This is a genomic window from Pseudomonas sp. GW821-FHT09E12 (assembly GCF_059416085.1).
The window spans coordinates 13,766-36,308 of sequence record NZ_JBWKOM010000004.1 but is presented as its reverse complement, the minus strand read 5'-3'; the positions used below and the strand labels follow the sequence as shown (position 1 = coordinate 36,308).

6 protein-coding genes are annotated in these 22,543 nt (G+C 63.1%); 4 read left to right on the top strand and 2 right to left on the bottom strand.

The features are described from left to right. Window positions 1–97 precede the first annotated feature (97 nt). Together AC07PQ_RS12115 and AC07PQ_RS12110 are read left to right on the top strand one after the other, a co-directional pair. Complete coding sequence (locus tag AC07PQ_RS12115; protein WP_493185573.1) at window positions 98–16,939, top strand: LapA family giant adhesin; 16,842 nt, start codon at window positions 98–100, stop codon at window positions 16,937–16,939. A gap of 147 nt (window positions 16,940–17,086) precedes the next feature. Further along, window positions 17,087–17,425, top strand: a complete 339-nt coding sequence (locus AC07PQ_RS12110; RefSeq protein WP_007927325.1) for a hypothetical protein — start codon at window positions 17,087–17,089, stop codon at window positions 17,423–17,425. Window positions 17,426–17,491: 66 nt separating this feature from the next. Here the strand turns inward: AC07PQ_RS12110 and lapD are convergent, their stop codons facing one another. Both lapD and lapG read right to left on the bottom strand, forming a co-directional pair. Further along, a complete protein-coding gene (gene lapD / locus AC07PQ_RS12105) occupies window positions 17,492–19,438 on the bottom strand; it encodes a cyclic di-GMP receptor LapD (RefSeq protein ID WP_493185572.1) in 1,947 nt (648 codons plus the stop codon). Window positions 19,439–19,452: 14 nt separating this feature from the next. Beyond that, complete coding sequence (gene lapG / locus AC07PQ_RS12100) at window positions 19,453–20,142, bottom strand: cysteine protease LapG (RefSeq protein WP_007927321.1); 690 nt, start codon at window positions 20,140–20,142, stop codon at window positions 19,453–19,455. 276 nt (window positions 20,143–20,418) lie between these two features. On the opposite strand from lapG, the gene AC07PQ_RS12095 reads away from it, so the two are divergent. Both AC07PQ_RS12095 and AC07PQ_RS12090 read left to right on the top strand, forming a co-directional pair. Then, window positions 20,419–21,111 carry a GntR family transcriptional regulator gene (locus tag AC07PQ_RS12095; protein ID WP_007927320.1) on the top strand — a complete coding sequence of 231 codons (693 nt, stop codon included), beginning with the start codon at window positions 20,419–20,421 and terminating at the stop codon, window positions 21,109–21,111. Window positions 21,112–21,183: 72 nt separating this feature from the next. Further along, the gene (locus tag AC07PQ_RS12090) at window positions 21,184–21,939 is read left to right on the top strand and encodes a thioesterase II family protein (RefSeq protein WP_102680788.1); all 756 of its coding nucleotides are present in this window, start codon (window positions 21,184–21,186) and stop codon (window positions 21,937–21,939) included. Window positions 21,940–22,543 lie beyond the last annotated feature (604 nt).

Here is a 22,543-nt window from a genome sequence, read left to right as displayed (position 1 = left end):
ACGCGTTTCTACACTCTGAAGAACGTCCAGACTGCGTCGGCGTATGCCCGTCAGGAACATGGAAGTCTACTGAACGGTACCCCCCGGAGAATCCTCAATGAGCAGTGTTGTTGCTACCGTCAAAAGCATTGTTGGCCAAGTTTTCGTCGTATCCCCCGAAGGGGTTCGCCGCGTACTCGTTGAGGGTGATCGCCTGTATGTAGGCGACCAGGTCGATACCGGCCTGGCAGGCGCCGTCAGCCTGGAACTGGCCGATGGCCGGACCCTGGACCTGGGTCGCGAAACGCAATGGAGCGGCAGTGCTCCGGACTCCAGCACCGACCTGGCCGAGGCCGCCGAGCAAGCTGCGCCGTCAGTCGCTGAGCTGCAGCAGGCAATCGTCGCCGGCGCGGACCCGACTACCGAGCTGGAAGCCACCGCGGCCGGCCCGACCGCCGCTGGTACCGGCGGCGCTGCGGGCGGCGGCCACAGCTTCGTGATGCTCGACGCCACGGCAGGCCGAGTCGACCCGACCATCGGCTTCCCGACCGTAGGCCTCGGCGCGGCGGGCACCGCGGCGCAAGACACCACCGGTGCGCTGACCACCAATGACAGCAGCACTACCACCGAGATCCTGCGCGACTCGACCCTGAGCCTGAGCGCAACCCCGACCATTACCGAAGCCGGCGGCGTGCTGGTGTACACCGCCACGCTGACCCAGGCACCGCTGACCGGCCTGACCATCACCCTGTCCAACGGTTCGGTGATCGTGATTCCGGCTGGGCAACTGACCGGCACCGTCAACGTGCCGCTGGCACCGAACGACACCGTCTACAACGACCCGAAAGAGATCAGCGTGGGCGTCACCGGTACTACCGGCGGCGGTGGCCTGGTCGTGACCGTCGACCCGACGCCAGCCGTCACCCAGGTCACGGACACCGTGGACACCACCACCGTGACCCTGACCGCGGGCTCCAGCGTGACCGAGGGTGGCCAGATCACCTACACCGCGACCCTGACCAACCCGGCGCAGACCCCGGTCACCGTGACCTTGTCCAATGGCTCAACCATCACCATCGACGCCGGCCAAACCGTCGGCACCGTGGTGGTCGATACCCCGCCGAACGACGTCTACAACAATGGCAGCACCGTCAGCACCAGCATTACCGGGACTACCGGCGGCAACTTCGAGAACCTGGTTCCGAACCCGACGCCGGCGGTGACCACCATCACCGACTCGCCGGACACCACCGGCCTGACCCTGACCGCCAACGGCACCGTCGTCGAAGGCGGCCAGATCACCTACACCGCGACCCTGACCAACCCGGCGCAGACGCCGGTCACCGTGACCCTGTCCAACGGCTCGATCATCACCATCGACGCCGGCCGGACCGTCGGCACCGTGGTGGTCGATACCCCGGCCAACGACGTCTACAACAACGGCAGCACGGTCAGCACCAGCATTACCGGCACCACGGGCGGCAACTTCGAGAACCTGGTGCCAAGCACCACGCCGGCGGTGACCACCATCACCGACTCGCCGGATGCCACCGGCCTGACCCTGTCGGCCACCGGCAACGTGGTGGAGGGTGGCCAGATCACCTACACCGCAACCCTGACCAACCCCGCGCAGACACCGGTCACCGTGACCCTGTCCAATGGTTCGACCATCACCATCGACGCCGGTAAGACCACCGGCACCGTGGTGGTCGATACCCCGGCCAACGACGTCTACAACAACGGCAGCACGGTCAGCACCAGCATTACCGGCGCCACCGGCGGCAACTTCGAGAACCTGGTGCCGAGCACCACGCCGGCACAGACCACCATCACCGACTCGGTGGACAACACCGGCCTGAGCCTGACCGCTACCGGCAGCGTTGTGGAGGGTGGCCAGATCACCTACACCGCGACCCTGACCAACCCGGCGCAGACCCCGGTTACCGTGACCCTGTCCAATGGCTCGACCATCGTGATCGAGGCCGGCAAGACCGTCGGCACCGTCGTGGTCGATACCCCCGCCAATGACGTCTACAACAACGGCAGCACAGTCAGCACCAGCATTACCGGCGCCACCGGTGGCAACTTCGAACAACTGACGCCCGACACCACGCCGGCGCAAACCACCATCACCGACTCCGTGGACGACACCGGACTGAGCCTGTCGGCCAGTGGTTCGGTCGCCGAAGGCGGCTCGATCGTCTACACCGCCACCCTGACCAACCCGGCCGGCACGCCGGTCACCGTGACCCTGAGCAACGGCGCAGTGATCACCATTGCCGCTGGCGCGACCATGGGCTCTGTGACCGTCGCGGCTCCCGCCGATGACGTCTACAAGGACGCCGGCAAGGTCGAAGCGACTATCCAGGACGCCACCGGCGGCAACTTTGAAAACCTGGTGCCGAGCACCACGCCGGCGGTGACGGACATCACCGACACCATCGACACCTCTACTGTTTCGCTGACCGCGACGCCGTCCGTGGCTGAAGGCGGCACTGTGGTTTACACCGCGTCGGTGACTGCGCCAGTGACTGGCTCGCCGGTTGTGGTGACCCTGTCCAACGGCCAGACCATCACCATTCCAGTGGGTGAATCCTCCGGTACCGTCAATATCACGGCACCGAATGATGCCCTGGCCGGCGGCAGCTCCCTGAGCGCGACCATCACTGGCGCCACCGGTGGCAACTACGAGAAGTTGGATGTCGACAGCAAACCGGCCGAGACCTCGGTTACTGATACCCCGGATACCACCAACCTGAGCCTGACAGCGACTGACACCGTCGCTGAAGGCGGTTCGATCGTTTACACCGCTACCCTGACTAACGCTGCCGGTACTCCGGTGACCGTAACCCTGTCGAACGGCGCGGTGATTACTATCGCTGCCGGCGCTACTACTGGTTCCGTCACCGTCGCAGCGCCTGCTGACGATGTGTACAAGGATGCGGGCAAGGTTGAAGTCAGTATCAAAGAAACTACTGGCGGCAACTTCGAGAACCTGGTTCCGAGCACTACCCCGGCCGTGACTGATGTCACTGACACCATCGATACCTCGACCGTCAGCCTGACCGCGACGCCTAGCGTTGCTGAAGGTGGAGCTGTCGTTTACACCGCTTCCGTAACGGCTCCAGTGACCGGCTCGCCAGTAGTCGTAACCCTGTCCAACGGACAAACCATCACCATTCCGGTGGGTGAGTCGTCCGGCACCGTGAACTTCACGGCACCAAACGATGCCCTGGCCGGCGGTAGCTCCCTGAGCACTACCATCACCGGTGCGACTGGCGGCAACTACGAAAAACTCGACGTTGACGGCAAGCCTGCCGAGACCTCGGTTACCGATACTCCGGATACCACTACCCTCAGCCTGACTGCGACCGATACCGTCGCCGAGGGTGGGTCCATTGTTTACACCGCGACCCTGACCAATGCCGCTGGCACTCCGGTAACCGTGACCCTGTCGAACGGCGCAGTGATCACCATTGCTGCCGGTGCAACCACCGGCTCCGTCACCGTCGCGGCTCCAGCTGATGATGTGTACAAGGATGCCGGCAAAGTTGAAGTCAGCATCAAAGACGCCGTAGGCGGGAACTTCGAGAATCTGGTGCCGAACACCACACCGGCCGTCACCGACGTGACCGACACCATCGACACCAGCACTGTTTCCTTGACCGCTACTCCTAGCGTCGCGGAAGGTGGCGTGGTGATTTACACCGCGTCGGTCACCGCTCCAGTAACCGGCTCGCCGGTTGTGGTAACTCTGTCCAACGGCCAGACCATCACCATTCCGGTCGGCGAGTCGTCGGGCACCGTGAACTTCACCGCACCAAACGATGCCCTGGCTGGCGGTAGCTCCCTGAGCACTACCATCACTGGCGCGACTGGCGGTAACTACGAAAAACTGGATGTCGACAGCAAGCCGGCCGATACCTCGGTGACCGACACCCCGGACACCACTAGCCTGACCTTGAGCGCCACAGACACCGTGGCCGAAGGTGGTTCGATCGTTTACACCGCGACCCTCACCAATGCCGCCGGCACACCTGTGACGGTCACGTTGAGCAATGGCGCGGTAATCACCATCGCCGCCGGCGCCACCACGGGCACCGTAACCGTGGCTGCTCCAGCCGATGACGTCTACAAAGACGCTGGTAAGGTTGAAGTCAGCATCAAGGATGCTACGGGCGGCAACTTCGAGAACCTCGTTCCGAGCACCACCCCAGCGGTCACCGATGTCACTGACACCATCGACACCAGCACTGTTTCGCTGACAGCCACTCCATCCGTGGCCGAAGGCGGCATCGTGGTTTATACCGCCTCCGTGACCGCGCCGGTGACCGGTTCACCAGTCGTGGTGACCCTGTCCAACGGACAAACCATCACCATTCCAGTGGGTGAGTCGTCCGGCACCGTGAACTTCACCGCGCCAAACGATGCCCTGGCAGGCGGTAGTTCCCTGAGCACCACGATCACCGCTGCAACGGGTGGCAACTACGAGAAGCTCGATGTCGACAGCAAACCTGCCGAGACCTCGGTTACCGATACTTCGGATACCACTACCCTCAGCCTGACTGCGACCGACACTGTCGCTGAAGGTGGATCGATCGTTTACACCGCGACCTTGACCAATGCTGCGGGCACGCCAGTCACCGTGACTCTGTCGAACGGTGCGGTGATCACCATTGCAGCGGGTGCCACCACAGGCTCCGTGACTGTCGCAGCCCCGGCGGACGATGTGTACAAGGATGCGGGCAAGGTTGAAGTCAGTATCAAAGAGACCGCTGGCGGTAATTTCGAGAACCTGGTTCCGAGCACTACCCCAGCTGTGACTGACGTCACCGACACTATCGATACCTCGACCGTCAGCCTGACCGCCACTCCTAGCGTCGCCGAGGGTGGCACCGTGGTTTACACCGCGTCCGTAACGGCTCCAGTGACCGGCTCGCCAGTAGTCGTAACCCTGTCCAACGGACAAACCATCACTATTCCAGTGGGTGAGTCTTCCGGCACCGTGAACTTCACGGCACCAAACGATGCCCTGGCTGGCGGTAGTTCCCTGAGCACCACAATTACCGGTGCAACCGGCGGCAACTACGAGAAGCTGGATGTTGATAGCAAGCCTGCCGACACCTCGGTTACCGATACCCCGGACACTACCAACCTGACCCTCAGCGCCACCGACACCGTGGCCGAGGGTGGTTCGATCGTTTACACCGCGACTCTGACCAATGCCGCTGGCACGCCTGTAACCGTGACTTTGTCGAACGGTGCAGTGATTACTATTGCCGCCGGTGCAACTGCGGGTTCCGTGACCGTGGCTGCTCCAGCCGATGACGTCTACAAAGACGCTGGTAAGGTTGAAGTCAGCATCAAAGAGACTGCTGGCGGCAACTTCGAGAACCTGGTGCCAAGCACCACTCCGGCGGTGACCGATGTCACCGACACTATCGACACTTCGACCGTCAGCCTGACCGCGACGCCGTCTGTAGCCGAAGGCGGCACCGTGGTTTACACCGCGTCCGTGACAGCCCCAGTGACTGGTTCGCCTGTAGTCGTCACTTTGTCCAACGGCCAGACCATCACCATTCCGGTCGGCGAATCGTCCGCTACCGTGAACTTCACGGCACCAAACGATGCCCTGGCTGGCGGCAGCTCCCTGAGCACCACCATTACCGGTGCAACCGGCGGTAACTACGAGAAGCTGGATGTTGATAGCAAGCCTGCCGACACCTCGGTTACCGATACCCCGGACACCACCACTCTGAGCCTGTCAGCGACTGATACCGTCGCCGAGGGTGGTTCGATTGTTTACACCGCCACCCTGACCAATGCCGCTGGCACGCCGGTAACCGTGACATTGTCGAACGGCGCGGTGATTACCATTGCTGCGGGTGCAACCACAGGCTCCGTGACCGTGGCCGCCCCAGCCGATGACGTCTATAAAGACGCTGGCAAGGTTGAAGTCACCATCAAGGACGCCGCTGGCGGTAATTTCGAGAACCTGGTGCCAAGCACTACTCCGGCTGTGACTGACGTCACCGACACCATCGATACGTCGACCGTCAGCCTGACCGCGACGCCTAGCGTTGCTGAAGGTGGAGTTGTCGTTTACACCGCTTCCGTAACGGCTCCGGTCACTGGTTCGCCTGTCGTTGTCACTCTGTCCAACGGCCAGACCATCACCATCCCAGTCGGCGCCAGCAGCGGTACCGTGAATTTCGTCGCGCCTAACGACGCACTGGCGGGCGGTAGCTCCCTGAGCACTACCATCACCGGTGCGACTGGCGGCAACTATGAGAAGCTCGACGTCGACAGCAAACCTGCCGATACCTCGGTGACCGACACCCCGGACACTACTACTCTGAGCCTGACGGCGACTGACACTGTCGCCGAGGGTGGCTCGATCGTTTACACCGCCACCCTGACCAATGCGGCCGGCACGCCTGTAACCGTAACGTTGTCGAACGGTGCAGTGATTACCATCGCAGCAGGCGCTACCACTGGCTCCGTCACCGTCGCAGCGCCTGCTGACGATGTGTACAAGGATGCCGGCAAGGTCGAGGCGACCATCAAGGACGCCACCGGCGGCAACTTTGAAAACCTGGTACCGAGCACCACCCCAGCCGTTACTGACGTCACCGACACTATCGATACCTCGATCGTCAGCCTGACCGCCACTCCTAGCGTCGCCGAGGGTGGCACCGTGGTTTACACCGCCTCCGTGACCGCGCCAGTGACCGGTTCGCCAGTCGTGGTGACGCTGTCGAATGGTCAGACCATCACCATCCCTGTAGGTGAATCCTCCGGCACCGTAAACTTCACAGCCCCGAATGATGCCTTGGTGGGTGGTAGCTCCCTGAGCACCACCATTACCGGTGCGACTGGCGGCAACTACGAGAAGCTCGACGTCGACAGCAAACCTGCCGACACCTCGGTCACCGATACCCCGGACACCACCAGCCTGACCCTCAGCGCGACCGATACTGTGGCTGAGGGTGGTTCGATTGTTTACACCGCCACTCTGACCAACGCCGCGGGCACTCCGGTGACCGTAACACTCTCCAACGGCGCAGTGATTACCATCGCCGCCGGCGCTACGACTGGCTCCGTGACCGTGGCCGCTCCTGCGGACGACGTCTACAAAGATGCCGGTACCGTAGAAGCCACAATCAAAACTGCTACTGGCGGCAACTTCGAGAATCTGGTGCCGAGCACGACTCCAGCCGTCACCAACGTGACCGACACCATCGACACCTCGACTGTGTCGCTGACCGCTACTCCGTCTGTGGCTGAAGGCGGTACCGTGGTTTACACCGCGTCCGTCACTGCTCCAGTGACCGGTTCGCCGGTAGTCGTCACTCTGTCGAACGGCCAGACCATCACCATCCCAGTGGGCGAGTCCTCCGGTACTGTGAATTTCACAGCCCCGAATGATGCCTTGGTGGGTGGTAGCTCCCTGAGCACCACCATTACCGGTGCAACCGGTGGCAACTACGAAAAACTCGATGTCGACAGCAAACCTGCTGACACCTCGGTGACCGATACCCCGGACACCACCAACCTGACCTTGAGCGCCACCGAAACCGTGGCCGAGGGCGGTTCGATCGTTTACACCGCTACCCTGACCAATGCCGCGGGCACTCCAGTGACCGTGACCTTGAGCAACGGCGCCGTGATTACTATCGCAGCAGGTGCCACTACTGGTTCCGTGACCGTCGCAGCCCCCGCAGATGACGTTTACAAAGATGCCGGCAAAGTCGAAGTCAGCATCAAAGAGACCGCTGGCGGTAATTTCGAGAATCTCGTTCCAAGCACCACTCCGGCTGTGACTGATGTCACTGACACCATCGACACCTCGACCGTCAGCCTGACTGCAACGCCGTCTGTAGCTGAAGGTGGCGTTGTCGTTTACACCGCCTCCGTGACTGCGCCGGTTACTGGTTCGCCAGTCGTTGTCACCCTGTCCAACGGCCAGACCATCACCATTCCGGTAGGTGAATCCTCCGGCACCGTGAACTTCACTGCGCCCAATGATGCATTGGTCGGCGGTAGCTCCCTGAGCACCACGATCACCGCTGCAACGGGTGGCAACTACGAGAAGCTCGATGTCGACAGCAAGCCTGCCGAGACCTCGGTTACCGATACCCCGGACACCACCACTCTGAGCCTGACTGCGACCGACACTGTTGCTGAAGGTGGATCCATTGTTTACACCGCCACCCTGACCAGTGCGGCCGGGACTCCGGTAACCGTAACTCTTAGCAACGGCGCGGTGATCACCATCGCTGCAGGCGCTACTACTGGTTCTATCACCGTCGCCGCCCCAGCGGACGATGTGTACAAGGATGCGGGCAAGGTTGAAGTCAGTATCAAAGAGACCGCTGGCGGCAACTTCGAGAACCTGGTGCCGAACACCACACCGGCTGTCACCGACGTGACCGACACCATCGACACCAGCACTGTTTCGTTGACCGCCACTCCATCTGTGGCCGAAGGCGGCACCGTGGTTTACACCGCATCGGTCACCGCTCCAGTCACCGGCTCGCCGGTCGTGGTCACCCTATCGAATGGGCAGACCATCACCATTCCGGTGGGTGAGTCGTCCGGCACCGTGAACTTCACCGCACCAAACGATGCCTTGGCGGGTGGCAGTTCTCTGAGCACCACCATTACCGGTGCAACTGGCGGCAACTACGAAAAACTCGATGTCGACAGCAAGCCTGCCGACACATCGGTTACCGATACGCCGGATACCACTACCCTCAGCCTGACTGCGACCGATACCGTGGCAGAAGGTGGCTCGATCGTTTACACCGCCACCCTGACCAACGCCGCGGGCACGCCTGTGACCGTGACTCTGAGCAATGGCGCGGTAATCACCATCGCCGCCGGCGCCACCACCGGCACCGTGACCGTGGCCGCTCCAGCTGATGATGTGTACAAGGATGCCGGCAAAGTCGAAGTCAGCATCAACGATGCTGCAGGCGGCAACTTCGAGAACCTGGTTCCGAGCACCATCCCAGCGGTCACCGATGTCACTGACACCATCGACACCAGCACTGTTTCGCTGACTGCTACTCCATCTGTGGCCGAAGGCGGCACCGTGGTTTACACCGCCTCCGTGACCGCGCCAGTGACCGGTTCGCCAGTCGTGGTGACGCTGTCGAATGGCCAGACCATCACCATCCCGGTCGGCGAGTCGTCGGGCACTGTGAACTTCACCGCACCAAACGATGCCTTGGCGGGTGGCAGCTCCCTGAGCACCACCATTACCGGTGCTACCGGCGGCAACTACGAGAAGTTGGACGTCGACGGTAAGCCTGCCGAGACCTCGGTTACCGATACCCCGGACACCACCAATCTGAGCCTGACGGCGACTGACACCGTCGCCGAAGGTGGATCGATCGTTTACACCGCTACCCTGACCAACGCCGCGGGCACTCCGGTGACCGTAACGCTCTCCAACGGCGCAGTGATTACCATCGCCGCCGGCGCTACGACTGGCTCCGTGACCGTGGCCGCTCCTGCGGACGACGTCTACAAAGATGCCGGTACCGTAGAAGCCACAATCAAAACTGCTACTGGCGGCAACTTCGAGAGTCTGGTGCCGAGCACGACTCCAGCCGTCACCGACGTGACCGACACCATCGACACTTCGACTGTGTCGCTAACCGCTACTCCATCTGTGGCTGAAGGCGGTACCGTGGTTTACACCGCGTCCGTGACTGCTCCAGTGACCGGTTCGCCTGTAGTGGTAACCCTGTCCAACGGCCAGACCATCACCATTCCAGTGGGCGAGTCCTCCGGTACTGTGAATTACACGGCGCCAAACGATGCCCTGGCGGGTGGCAGCTCCCTGAGCACCACCATTACCGGTGCTACCGGTGGCAACTACGAAAAACTCGATGTCGACAGTAAACCTGCCGACACCTCGGTGACCGACACCCCGGACACCACCAATCTGAGCCTGACAGCGACCGACACTGTTGCTGAAGGTGGTTCGATCGTTTACACCGCGACCCTGACTAACGCTGCCGGTACTCCGGTGACCGTGACTCTGTCGAACGGCGCGGTGATTACCATTGCGGCCGGCGCCACTACCGGCTCCGTCACCGTCGCGGCGCCAGCCGATGACGTGTACAAGGACGCCGGCAAGGTCGAAGCGACCATCCAGGACGCCACTGGCGGCAACTTCGAAAACCTGGTGCCGAGCACCACGCCGGCGGTGACCGACGTCACCGATACCATCGATACCTCAACTGTCAGCCTGACCGCGACGCCTAACGTCGCCGAAGGCGGCACCGTGGTTTACACCGCGTCCGTGACTGCACCAGTCACTGGTTCGCCGGTCGTGGTGACCCTGTCGAACGGCCAGACCATCACCATCCCGGTCGGCGCCAGCAGCGGTACTGTGAACTTCGTCGCGCCTAACGATGCCTTGGCCGGCGGCAGCTCTCTGAGCACCACCATCAAGGACGCTACGGGTGGCAACTACGAGAAGCTGGCTATCGACAGCAAGCCGGCTGATACCTCGGTTACCGACACCCCGGACACCACCAATCTGAGCCTGACAGCGACCGACACCGTCGCTGAAGGTGGTTCGATCGTTTACACCGCTACCCTGACCAATGCCGCGGGCACTCCGGTAACCGTGACCCTGAGCAATGGCGCGGTGATTACCATCGCGGCCGGCGCCACCACTGGCTCCGTCACCGTCGCGGCTCCAGCCGATGACGTCTATAAAGACGCCGGCACCGTGCAAGCCACGATCCAGACCGCCACCGGCGGTAACTTCGAGAACCTGGTGCCGAGCACCACGCCTGCGGTCACCAATGTGACCGACACCATCGACACCAGCACTGTTTCGCTGACGGCCACGCCGTCCGTGGCCGAAGGCGGCGTTGTTGTTTACACCGCCTCCGTGACCGCGCCGGTTACTGGTTCGCCAGTAGTCGTCACCCTATCCAACGGACAAACCATCACCATCCCGGTGGGTGAGTCGTCCGGCACCGTGAACTTCACCGCGCCAAACGATGCCCTGGCGGGCGGCAGCTCCCTGAGCGCCACAATCACTGGCGCCACCGGTGGTAACTACGAAAAACTCGATGTCGACAGCAAGCCTGCCGACACCTCGGTTACCGATACTCCGGATACCACTACCCTCAGCCTGACAGCGACCGACACCGTCGCTGAAGGTGGTTCGATCGTTTACACCGCTACCCTGACCAATGCCGCGGGCACTCCGGTAACCGTGACCCTGAGCAATGGCGCGGTGATTACCATCGCGGCCGGCGCCACCACTGGCTCCGTCACCGTCGCGGCTCCAGCCGATGACGTCTATAAAGACGCCGGCACCGTGCAAGCCACGATCCAGACCGCCACCGGCGGTAACTTCGAGAACCTGGTGCCGAGCACCACGCCGGCGGTGACCGACGTCACCGATACCATCGATACCAGCACCGTTTCGCTGACGGCCACGCCGTCCGTGGCCGAAGGCGGCGTTGTTGTTTACACCGCCTCCGTGACCGCGCCGGTTACTGGTTCGCCAGTAGTCGTCACCCTATCCAACGGACAAACCATCACCATCCCGGTGGGTGAGTCGTCCGGCACCGTGAACTTCACCGCGCCAAACGACGCACTGGTCGGCGGCAGTTCCCTGAGCACCGCCATCACTGGCGCAACGGGCGGCAACTACGAAAAACTCGATGTCGACAGCAAGCCTGCCGACACCTCGGTTACCGACACCCCGGACACCACCAACCTGACCCTCAGCGCCACCAACACCGTGGCCGAGGGCGGCTCGATTGTTTACACCGCCACTCTGACCAACGCCGCGGGCACGCCAGTGACCGTGACCCTGAGCAACGGCGCAGTGATTACCATCGCAGCGGGCGCCACCACGGGCACCGTGACCGTTGCGGCTCCAGCCGATGACGTCTACAAGGACGCCGGCACCGTGCAAGCCACGATCCAGACCGCCACCGGTGGCAACTTCGAGAATCTGGTACCTAGCACTGCACCGGCGGTGACCAACGTCACCGACACCATCGACACCTCGACCATCAGCCTCACCGCAACTTCGAGTGTGGCCGAAGGCGGCACCGTGGTTTACACCGCGTCGGTCACCGCTCCAGTAACCGGTTCGCCGGTCGTGGTCACTCTGTCCAATGGCCAGACCATCACCATTCCGGTCGGCGCCAGCAGCGGTACCGTGAATTTCGTGGCGCCTAACGATGCCTTGGCGGGTGGCAGCTCCCTGAGCACCACCATCACCAACGCCACCGGCGGCAACTACGAAAAACTGGCGGTCGACAGCAATCCGGCCAACACCACGGTCACCGATACGCCGGACACCACGTCCCTGACCCTCAGCGCCACCAACACCGTGGCCGAGGGCGGATCGATCGTCTACACCGCCACCCTGACCAACGCCGCGGGCACTCCGGTGACCGTGACCCTGAGCAACGGCGCGGTGATCAACATCGCCGCCGGTGCCACCACCGGCACCGTGACCGTGGCCGCGCCGAGCGACGACGTCTACAAAGACGCCGGCACCGTGCAAGCCACCATCCAGACTGCCACCGGCGGCAACTTCGAGAACCTGGTACCGAGCACTACGCCTGCGGTCACCAACGTCACCGACACCATCGACACCTCGACCGTCAGCCTGAAGGCGACGCCGTCGGCGGTCGAAGGCGGTGCCGTGACCTACACCGCCACCGTGACCTCGCCGGTCACCGGCAGCCCGGTCGTGGTGACCCTGGCCAATGGCGAGAAGATCACCATCGCCGTCGGCCAGACCACCGGGTCGGTGAGCATCACCGCGCCTAACGATGTGCTGGTTGGCCACACGCCACTGAGCAACTCGATCAGCACCGTCAGCGGCGGCAACTTCGAGAACCTGGTGGCCGACAAGACGCCGGTCAGCACCACCGTGACCGACACCCCGGACACCACCAACCTGTCGCTCAGCGCCACCAGCACCGTGGCCGAAGGCGGTTCGATCGTCTACACCGCGACCCTGACCAACGCCACCGGCACGGCCATGACCGTGACCCTGAGCAACGGCGCGGTGATCAACATCGCCGCCGGCGCCACCAGCGGCAGCGTGACCGTGGCCGCGCCGAGCGACGATGTGTACATCGACGCCGGCAACGTCAGCGCCAGTATCGCCAGCACCACCGGCGGCAACTTCGAGAACCTGGTGCCAAGCACCACGCCGGCCGTGACCAGCGTCACCGACACCATCAATACCACCACTGTGAGCATCAACGGCAGCACCTCGGTCACCGAAGGCCAGGCCGCGACCTACACCGTCAGCCTGACCAGCCCGGCGCAAACCGAGGTCACCCTGAAGATCAGCTACAGCGGCACTGCCGCCGACGGCTCGGACTTCACCGGCGTGTACACCGTGAAGATCCCGGCGGGCTCCAGCAGCGCCAGCTTCAACGTCGCCACCCTCGACGACAAGATCACCGAGAGTACGGAAAACTTCGTGGTCAAGATCGACTCGGCCACTGGCGGCAACTTCGAGAACCTGGTGGTCAGCGGCACCAATGGCAGCGTCACCACCTCGATCATCGACAACGATGCGCCACCGGTCCTCGACCTGGATGCCAACAACTCCAGCGGCGCCACCGGGGCCGACTACAAGGTGACCTTCACCGAAGGCACCAGCGGCCCAGGCGTGTCCATTGGCGATACCGACCTGTCGATCACCGACCCGGACAGCACGATGCTGACCGGCGCCACCATCGTGCTGACCAACCGTCAGCCGGGCGACTCGCTGAACCTGGGCAACAGCGTCAACGGCATCACCATCAATGCCAACAGCCAGGCGGGCACCATCACCCTGACCCTGTCCGGCAATGCGACGCTGGCCGACTACATGCAGCAGATCAAGAACATCACCTTCACCAACAACAGTGAGGACCCGAGCACCACGCCGCGGACCATCACCGTGACGGTGACCGATGGCAGCAACTACTCCAACGTCGCCACCACCACGGTCAACGTGGTGGCGGTGAACGACGCGCCAGTGGCCACCGGCGGCGCCGTGACCGGTACCGAAGACACCGCCCTGACCCTGACCTGGGCCACCTTCGGCGTCAGCGATGTGGACAGCCCTGCGGCCAGCCTCGGGGTGAAAATCACCCAACTGCCGGGCGACGGCAAGCTGCAATACCTCGACGGCTCGACCTGGAAGGACGTGGCCAGCAACCAGACCTTCAGCAAGGCCGATATCGACGCCGGCAAGCTGCGCTTCACCCCGGATGCCAACGAGTCGGGTGTCGACGGCTACAACGGCAGCGGCGTGGGCAACCAGCAGGCCGACTACGCGCAGATCAAGTTCCAGCCAACCGACGGCCAGGCCCTGGGTACCACCGGCACCGTGAAGATCGACATCACTCCGGTGGCCGATGCGCCGACCCTGGGCGTGGCGAGCAACAGCGTGAACTCCATCGGCCTGCTCAAGGAGTCCTGGAGCAGCCTCAGCGGCCTGGGCACCAACGGCAACGGCATCACCGGCGATGCGCTGAAAAACGTCTTCAACAACTCCGGCAACCCGACCAGCAGCACGACGGTGACCAATGCCCAGTCCGACACCAGCGTGGCCGGCGGCAGCGGCTCGAAGACCTCCGGCCTGATCTACCTCGAAGCCGGCAAGACCTACAGCTTCAGCGGTGTCGGCGACGACAGCCTGCTGATCACCATCGGCGGCAAGAACGTGGCCACCGCGACCTGGGGGGCCGGTGGCAGCATCAGCGGTTCGTTCACCCCGACCACCAGCGGCTACTACACCCTGGACATCTACCACGCCAACCAGAGCGGCCCGGGCACCTATGACGTCAACCTGTCGGTCAATGGCAGCACACCGGTCGACCTGAGCAACGCCAACATCCCGATGTACCCGAGCGAAACCGCGCTGAACAATGCCGGCGTAACCCTTTCCGAGCTGCACGGCAGCAACGGCGAGGGCTACTACGACGGCTACAAGCTCAACGAGGGTGCCGAAGGTGGCAGCGTCAAGCTGTCGAAGATCACCACCGCCCTGACCGATACCGACGGCTCGGAAAGCCTGAGCGTGAAGATCGGCGGCATTCCGGCCGGCTCGGTGCTCAGCGATGGCGCCGGTCATACCTTCACCGCGGGCAGCAGCGTCAGCGAAGTCAATGTCACCGGCTGGAACCTGGGTACCCTGACCCTGACCCCGCCGTCGCACTACAACGGCTCGTTCAACCTGACCGTGACCTCGACCTCCACCGAGTCCCTGGGCGGCTCGGCCAGCAGCACCGCGCAGATCCCGGTCACGGTGTACCCGGCAACCTACAGCGCCAGCGTCGCCACGGCGGGCGACGACAACTTCGTCGGCACCGAGGGCAACGACATCATGGTCGCCGACGTCGCCGGCCTGAACGTGGTGCAAGGCAAGAACTACAACATCGCGTTCATGGTCGACAGCTCCGGCAGCATGAGCGATGCCTCGCTCACCGCCGCCAAGAACTCGCTGACCACGGTGTTCAACACCCTGAAAAACAGCCTGGGCAGCAGCACCTCGGGCACCGTGAATATCTTCCTGGCGGACTTCGATACCCAGGTCAACAAACAGGTCTCGGTAAACCTCAACGATCCGAACGCCCTGACCCAGCTCAAGGCGATTCTGGACAGCATGGCGTCCGGCGGCGGCACCAACTACGAGGACGTGTTCAAGACCACGGCCAACTTCTTCCAGAGCAGCGCGGCTACCAGCAATACCAACGCCACCAACCTGACGTACTTCATCACCGACGGCAAACCGACGTTCTACCAGACCGGCGAGCAGACCAACCCGATCCTGTACGGCAGCGTCAGGCTCGATAACGTGATCACGACCAGCAACTATCAGCTGGGCGATACCGTCCGGCTGCAACCGGACAGCACGCACCTGATCGATATCAACAGCAGCGGCAGCGTCACGGTATGGACGCAGGCCTGGGGCAGCTGGTCCAGTTACAACGCTGGCACCCTGCATGCCCAGGGCGATGGCACCTATGAACTGTCCAGCCTGGGCGGTGCGGGCAGCTACACCAACAACGCCACCACCAGCAACTCCACCAGCGGCTTCACCCTGCTGAGCAACCTGTCGCAGGTGGAAGCGATCGGCCTGAACAACGACGTCAGCCTCAACGACCTGCGGCCGTACGACACCGACAGCACCCCACAGACCAATATCGACCCGTCGAACCTGGCCGACGCTATCCTCGGCCATACCGAAGCGACCATGCCGGGAGCCGACACGGTCAACGGCGGCAACGGCAACGACATCATCTTCGGCGACCTGGTGAGCTTCAACGGCATCGCCGGCGAGGGCTACCAGGCCATGCAGGCCTTCGTGGCGCAGAAGACCAGCGTGGCCGCGAGCAGCGTCACCACCAGCAACGTGCACCAGTACATCACCGAGCACTACACCGACTTCGATGTGTCCGGGGCCCATGACGGCAATGACACGCTGCTGGGCGGCACCGGCAACGACATCATCTTCGGCCAGGGCGGCAACGACCTGCTCGACGGTGGCAAGGGCAACGACATCCTGTTGGGCGGTACCGGCAACGACACGCTGATCGGTGGCGCGGGCAATGACATCCTGATCGGCGGCTCGGGTGCCGATACCTTCGTCTGGAAGGCCGGCGACACCGGTAATGACGTGATCAAGGACTTCAAGGCCAGCGAAGGCGACCGTATCGACCTGCGGGACCTGTTGCAGGGCGAGAGCGCCAGTACCATCGACAACTTCCTGAAGATCACCACAGTAGACGGTACCTCGACCCTGCAGGTCAGTTCCGAAGGCAAGCTCAACGCGGCCGGCGGCATCGCCAACGCGGACGTGACGATCAAGCTGGAGGGCAACAACTGGTCCAACACCAACATCAACTCGCTGATCGCCGGTAGCGACCCGACCATCAAGATCGATCACAACAACAGCTGATCCACGGTCGACCGGCCACCCGTCCTGGGTGGCCGGTTCTTCCCACCGTGACGATTGTGCCGCCACGTCGCATACTCGCGACCAAAGCGCGCCGGTGGCCTATGCTGCTGACAGCATGATGCCGGACCATATCTAGAGGGATTCCCCATGTTCTACGTGCAACGCGATGCACAGGGCCAACTGGTTCGCGTGGAGGCCACACCTTACGCCGAGGCCACGGAAACACTGGCGGCCGACCACAATGAGATCCAGCAGTGGTTCGCCAACGAGGTGGTGGAAGTCAGCCTGAAACAACTCAAGCAGAGCGACCTGGAAATGATCCGGGTACTCGACGACTTGATTCAGGTGCTGACCAGCAAGGGCGTGATCCGCGTCACCGACCTGCCACCGGCGGCCCAGGCCAAGCTGATGGACCGGACCCAGGCGCGTGAGGCGCTGGGTGGCCTGAGCCACCTGATCAACGACGACGAAACCGGCCTGATCTGATAATCGCCGGCCAGCGGTTCCCGCACCTGCGCGGGTGCCGCTGACCGGCGATCTTCGTTCAGCGCCTCAGCGCCAGGGCGCGGGCTCGCCGACCAGGCGGCCCTGGATGCCGTACAGGCCCATCTCGCGAATCACCTGCAACTCCCCTTCGGTTTCCACGCGCTCGGCGATCAGCGGCAGGTCGATGCTGTGGGCGGCGCGCTGGATGGCTTCGATAAACAGGCGCTTGTCGCTTTCCTGGTCGATGTCGCGGATGTAGCTGCCGTCGATCTTCAGGTAGGCCAGGCCCAGGCGCGCCAGGTTGCCGATCATGCTGAAGCGCCCGCCAAAACGCTGCAGGCTCAGGGAGAAACCCAGCTCGCGCAGGCGGCGGGTCAGTTGTTCCAGCAGCGCTTGTTCAGGCAACTGCTCTTCGCCGATCTCCAGGGTCAGGCGCGGCCCCAGGCTGGAGTGCTGGCGCAGGATCTCGAACACCTTGTTCAAGGCCTGCGGGTCGGCCAGGGTCGCGGCCGACAGGTTCAATGCCAGCGAGTCCTGGTGCCCGGCCATCTGCTTGAGCACCTGTTCGAGCATCAGCAGGTCCAGGTGCGAGGTCCAGCCAAAGCGCTCCAGCCACGGCAGGAAGCGTCCGGCGGCAATGGTCTGGCCCTGCTCGTCGAGCAAGCGCGACAGCACCTTGTAATGCAGCACCAGCACGGTATCGCGGGTCGCGACCACCGGCTGGAAGTACAGTTCGAACCGCTGCTGGCTCAAGGCTCCGTCCAGCAGGGTGTGCCAGGCGTGATGGTCGTCGCCGACGCTGGCCGCCGCGTCGTGGTCCAGGCAGGCCCAGCTCGTGTCGCCCTGGGCCTCGGCCTGGGCCAGGGCCTGGTCGCCCAGGCCGAGCACCGCCTGCGGTGAGTCGCCATGGACGAAAGGCGCCAGGCCGATGGAGGCCACGGACGCCACATCGGTGGCGCCGGTGGCGTGCAGGCTGGCCAAGGCGTTTTCCAGGTTCTGCGCCAGCTGCAGCGCCTCTTCGCGCACCAGCCCCGGCGCCAGCACGGCAAATTCGCCACCGCGGATGCGGGTCACCAGGTTATGGGTTTCCGGGTAGCGCGCGCATTCACGCTGCAATTGTTCGCCCACCGCCTGCAGCAACTGGTCGGTGCGCTGCCCGCCCAGGCGCTGGTTCAGGCCGGCCAGGTCCTTGACCCGCAGCAACAGCAGGTAGCCGGAGCTGGCCTGTTCCGGGTTGCTCACCCGGGCATTGAGCTGCATCTCGAAGTAACGACGGTTGGCCAGGCCGGTCAGGTTGTCCTGGTAGGACTCGACCCGCAGCCTTTCGCTGCGCTCGGCCTGTTCCTGGAACAGCGCCTTGAGTTTCTCGACCATCTGGTTCATCGCCTGCACCACGCGGCGCAGTTCCGGCGTGCGCGGCAACTCGGGCAGGCTGAGGAATTCGCGGCGGGCAATGGCGTGGGATTGCTGCACCATGTAGTCCAGCGGCTTGAGCTGGCGGCGCAGCAGCAAGGCCCCCAGCACCGCGCTCACGGCACCGCACAGCAGCAGCCAGCCGAGGCTGCCCAGGGCGCTTTGCCAGAGCTTGGCGACGGCGAACATCGGATGGCTGACCACTTCGACCCGCGCCGCCTGTTGCCAGCCACGGCTGACCAGGGCGTCGCCGCCGGCCGGCTCCAGGCCGATCAGCTTGACGAACCAGTCCGGTACGTCGCTGACCTCGGGCGTGCCGCTGCGCTCGACCATGACCTCTTCGGTGACCTGGTTGATCACGCGGATGCTCGAGTAGTAGCCGCTGTCGAAAATCGAGCTGACCAGCAGCTCGACCATCGCCGGGTCGTCGATGTTCGGGGTCAGGGACAAGGCCAGCGCCGTGGCCGCGTCCTGGGCATGGGAACGCAGCTGGTTGACGTACTGGGTGCGCGAACTTTCCAGGCTGACCATGAAGCTGCCGCTGAAGGCGACCACCAGGAACAGACAGATTGCGATCAACAGTTGTTTGAACAAAGACATCTGAGCTCGTGCTCCTAGTGAGTCGTCTCGACCGGAAAACCTTCGGCCTGCATTTTCTTCAACACGTCCTGCCACCGGGACAGGCGCTTGGTATCACCGACTTTCTTGCTGCCCTTGCCGGGCAGCCACAGGCCCTCGGCATTGAAGGCGTACACCGGCAGCAGGTCGGTACGCTGGCTGGCCGGCTGGATGGCGTCGATCAGGCTGTCGAGGACCAACGGCATGGCCTCCGGGCTTGAATAGTAGGTCAACACCATGTGCGCGCGGTTCTGGCGCAGGGCCTTGACGTAGGTGATGCGCAGCTTGTCACTGGAAACACCGAGGTGGCGCAGGCTGAAATACTTGGCGATCGCATAGTCCTCGCAATCGCCGGCGCCCTTCCACAGGGCCTCGACCGGGGTTTCCCAATAATCCACCTGATGCCACAGGTCGATGTCTTCCACGTAGCGCATGTTCTTGTTGAAGAACAGGTTGACCACCTTGAGCTGTTCCATCTCGCTGGCCTGGTTCTGGGTCGCCAGCAGCTGCTGCCAGGCGTCGATGCGCTTCTGCCCTTCGCCCAGCGGCCCGTACAGTGCGGTGGCGCGGCGGCTGATCTGCGAAAAGTCCCAATCGGCCTGCAGGCCACCCAGCAGCAAGCCGGCCAGCAGCAGCGCCGAAAACAGCCAGCGCAGGGTCCGAGAAAGAGCTAAACGTGCCGCCAATGCGAAGAGTCCATGGGAGCTGTCGTGGGTCGAAGGATGGTGCAGGTTGGTCCGCCAAAAGACAATGGCACCTTACAATCACAGCCCCTCTGGAGACGCTAAGCTGAAAGCAGGGACCTGTTCGTTTATCGGCCAGTGCTTGAGCCTCAGGAGGGCTGCCCCGAGAATCAGCGCCGGCAAAATCCATGACAGGGCCCAGACGGCTGGTTTGACAAGCTGCTGGGGGCTATCTAGCGTCCATTGGATCCAAACCTCAGAAAACAGGATAGCGTTAACGTGACAGAAAAACCGAGGCCCTTGAGCAAGATCGCAGTCAGCGGGCCGATCCCCGCCCACCTCGCGCGCTCGGTGATCGAGGAAACCCTGCGCGCGGCGATTCTCGACGGCCGCCTGCCCAGCGGCACGGCGCTGCGCCAGCAGGATCTGGCCGACCTCTTCGGCGTCAGCCGCATGCCGGTGCGCGAGGCCTTGCGCCAGCTCGAAGCGCAATCGCTGTTGCATGTGGTACCGCACAAAGGCGCGGTGGTCGCCGAGCTGATCGGCTATGACGCGGTGGAAACCTACGGCCTGCGCCTGCTGCTGGAACTGGAGGCGCTGCGCCTGTCGATCCCGCTGCTCGACGCCGAGGACATCGCCCAGGCCCGTGGCTACATCGCGCAGCTGGAAAACGAAACCGACCACGCCGAAATCGGCCGTCTCAACCGCTTGTTCCACATGTCGCTGTACCACCGGGCGCCGAACCAGAAGCTACTGCGCCTGATCGAGCTCGAGTTGAACGAGGAAGAACGCTTCTTGCGCTTCCATCTGTCCTCCATGGGCCTGGGCAAGTTGACCCAGGACGACCACAACGCCATGACCGACGCCGCCGAGGCCAAGGACGTCGAGCGAGCGGTGGAGGTGCTGCGCGGCCATCTGGAAAAGGCCGCGAAGACCATTCGCGACTACCTCGAACGGACCGCCGAGGGCTGACAGCGACAACGGCGGCATGACGCGGCCACCATGCAACACTCAATGACCGGCACACCGGCTTAAGGAAAAGCAGTGCACGCGCGCAATGACAAATGGCTGATGGTGCTCAACTCCGGCGAGCCGGCGAAAACCCGACTCATCTGCTTTGCGCAGACCGGCGCGGACCCGGAACAACTGCGCAACTGGTCCACCGGGCTGGGCGGACACATCGAGCTGGTGCTGGTGCGACTGCCCGGCCACGGCAGCCGCCAGGCCGAAACCCCGCTCGACGACTGGCCGCGGCTGCTGGCCGACACCTTCTCTGCACTGCGCCCTCTGCTGGCCAAGCCCCACGCCCTGTTCGGCCATGGCCTGGGCGGGATGCTGGCCTACGAAACCGCCAAGCACGCCCAGGCGCACTACCCCGGCCAGACCCGCCACCTGTTCATTTCCGCCTGCCGCAGCCCCGACTACCCATCGCCCCGGCCGTTGCTGCACATGCTGCCCGCGGCGCCCTTCCAGGAAGCCATGCTGTCGCTGGGCGCCACGCCGATCGAAATCCCCCGCGACCAGGCCAGCCGGAACCAGTACGAAACGCTGCTGCGCGCCGACCTGAAGCTGTTCGAATCCTGGCGCGATCTGTCGAGCGGCAACCTCGACATTCCCCTCACCGCCTTCTATGGCAGCGAGGACCCGCTGGCCCCCGCCAGCAACATGGCCAACTGGCGCGAGTTCACCCACCGTGAGTTCGAGCTGATCGAGGTGGCCGGCAATCACTTCTTCATCAAGTCCCAGCGCCAGCGCCTGCTGCAGATCATCAATATCCACCTGGGCCTGCTCGGCGAATAATCCGCCATCTTCCTCCCCCGCTCCTGCCCTCCCAGGCCCGCCGACGATGGCTCAGCCGGCGATTTGGGCCCACTCTTGCTGTCGCCGACTGAAAAAGGGACGTGAGTGGCGCGCAGGCTTGTCCGCACACGTCGATCTGCAGACCCACGCAAGGAGCCCAGCGACTGGAGGGCATGACCGGGATCGGCTCCCGCATGCCTTCTCCCAGATATTCAACGACTTCAACTCAGCGCTTCGAAGTTTGCTTCGAGTGAGGCATTCACTCAGCGTTAAAAATTCTGACTTATATAAGTCGGAAGGGGCAACTTCATCCCAACAAAACTTCAACCAGAAGTCTTGCAGCAACTTGTCGCACAACAAAAATACAAGTTTGAAAAGTATTATAAAAACAACTTGCCCGACACTTTCTCCTGTATTAGTTTTTTCTCGCCGACATTAAACAACGTCGAGCAGCCGTTCATGAGCACCTGGCAAGCCTCGGCTTTATTGGCTCTCTCAAGCCCATAACGCCAAGACGACAGTTCTTTAACGGATAGACAGGCCAGCACTATAAAACTTTCCAGATTATCAACTCAGGTTTGAGGCCCCTGCTCGCCCGCAACAA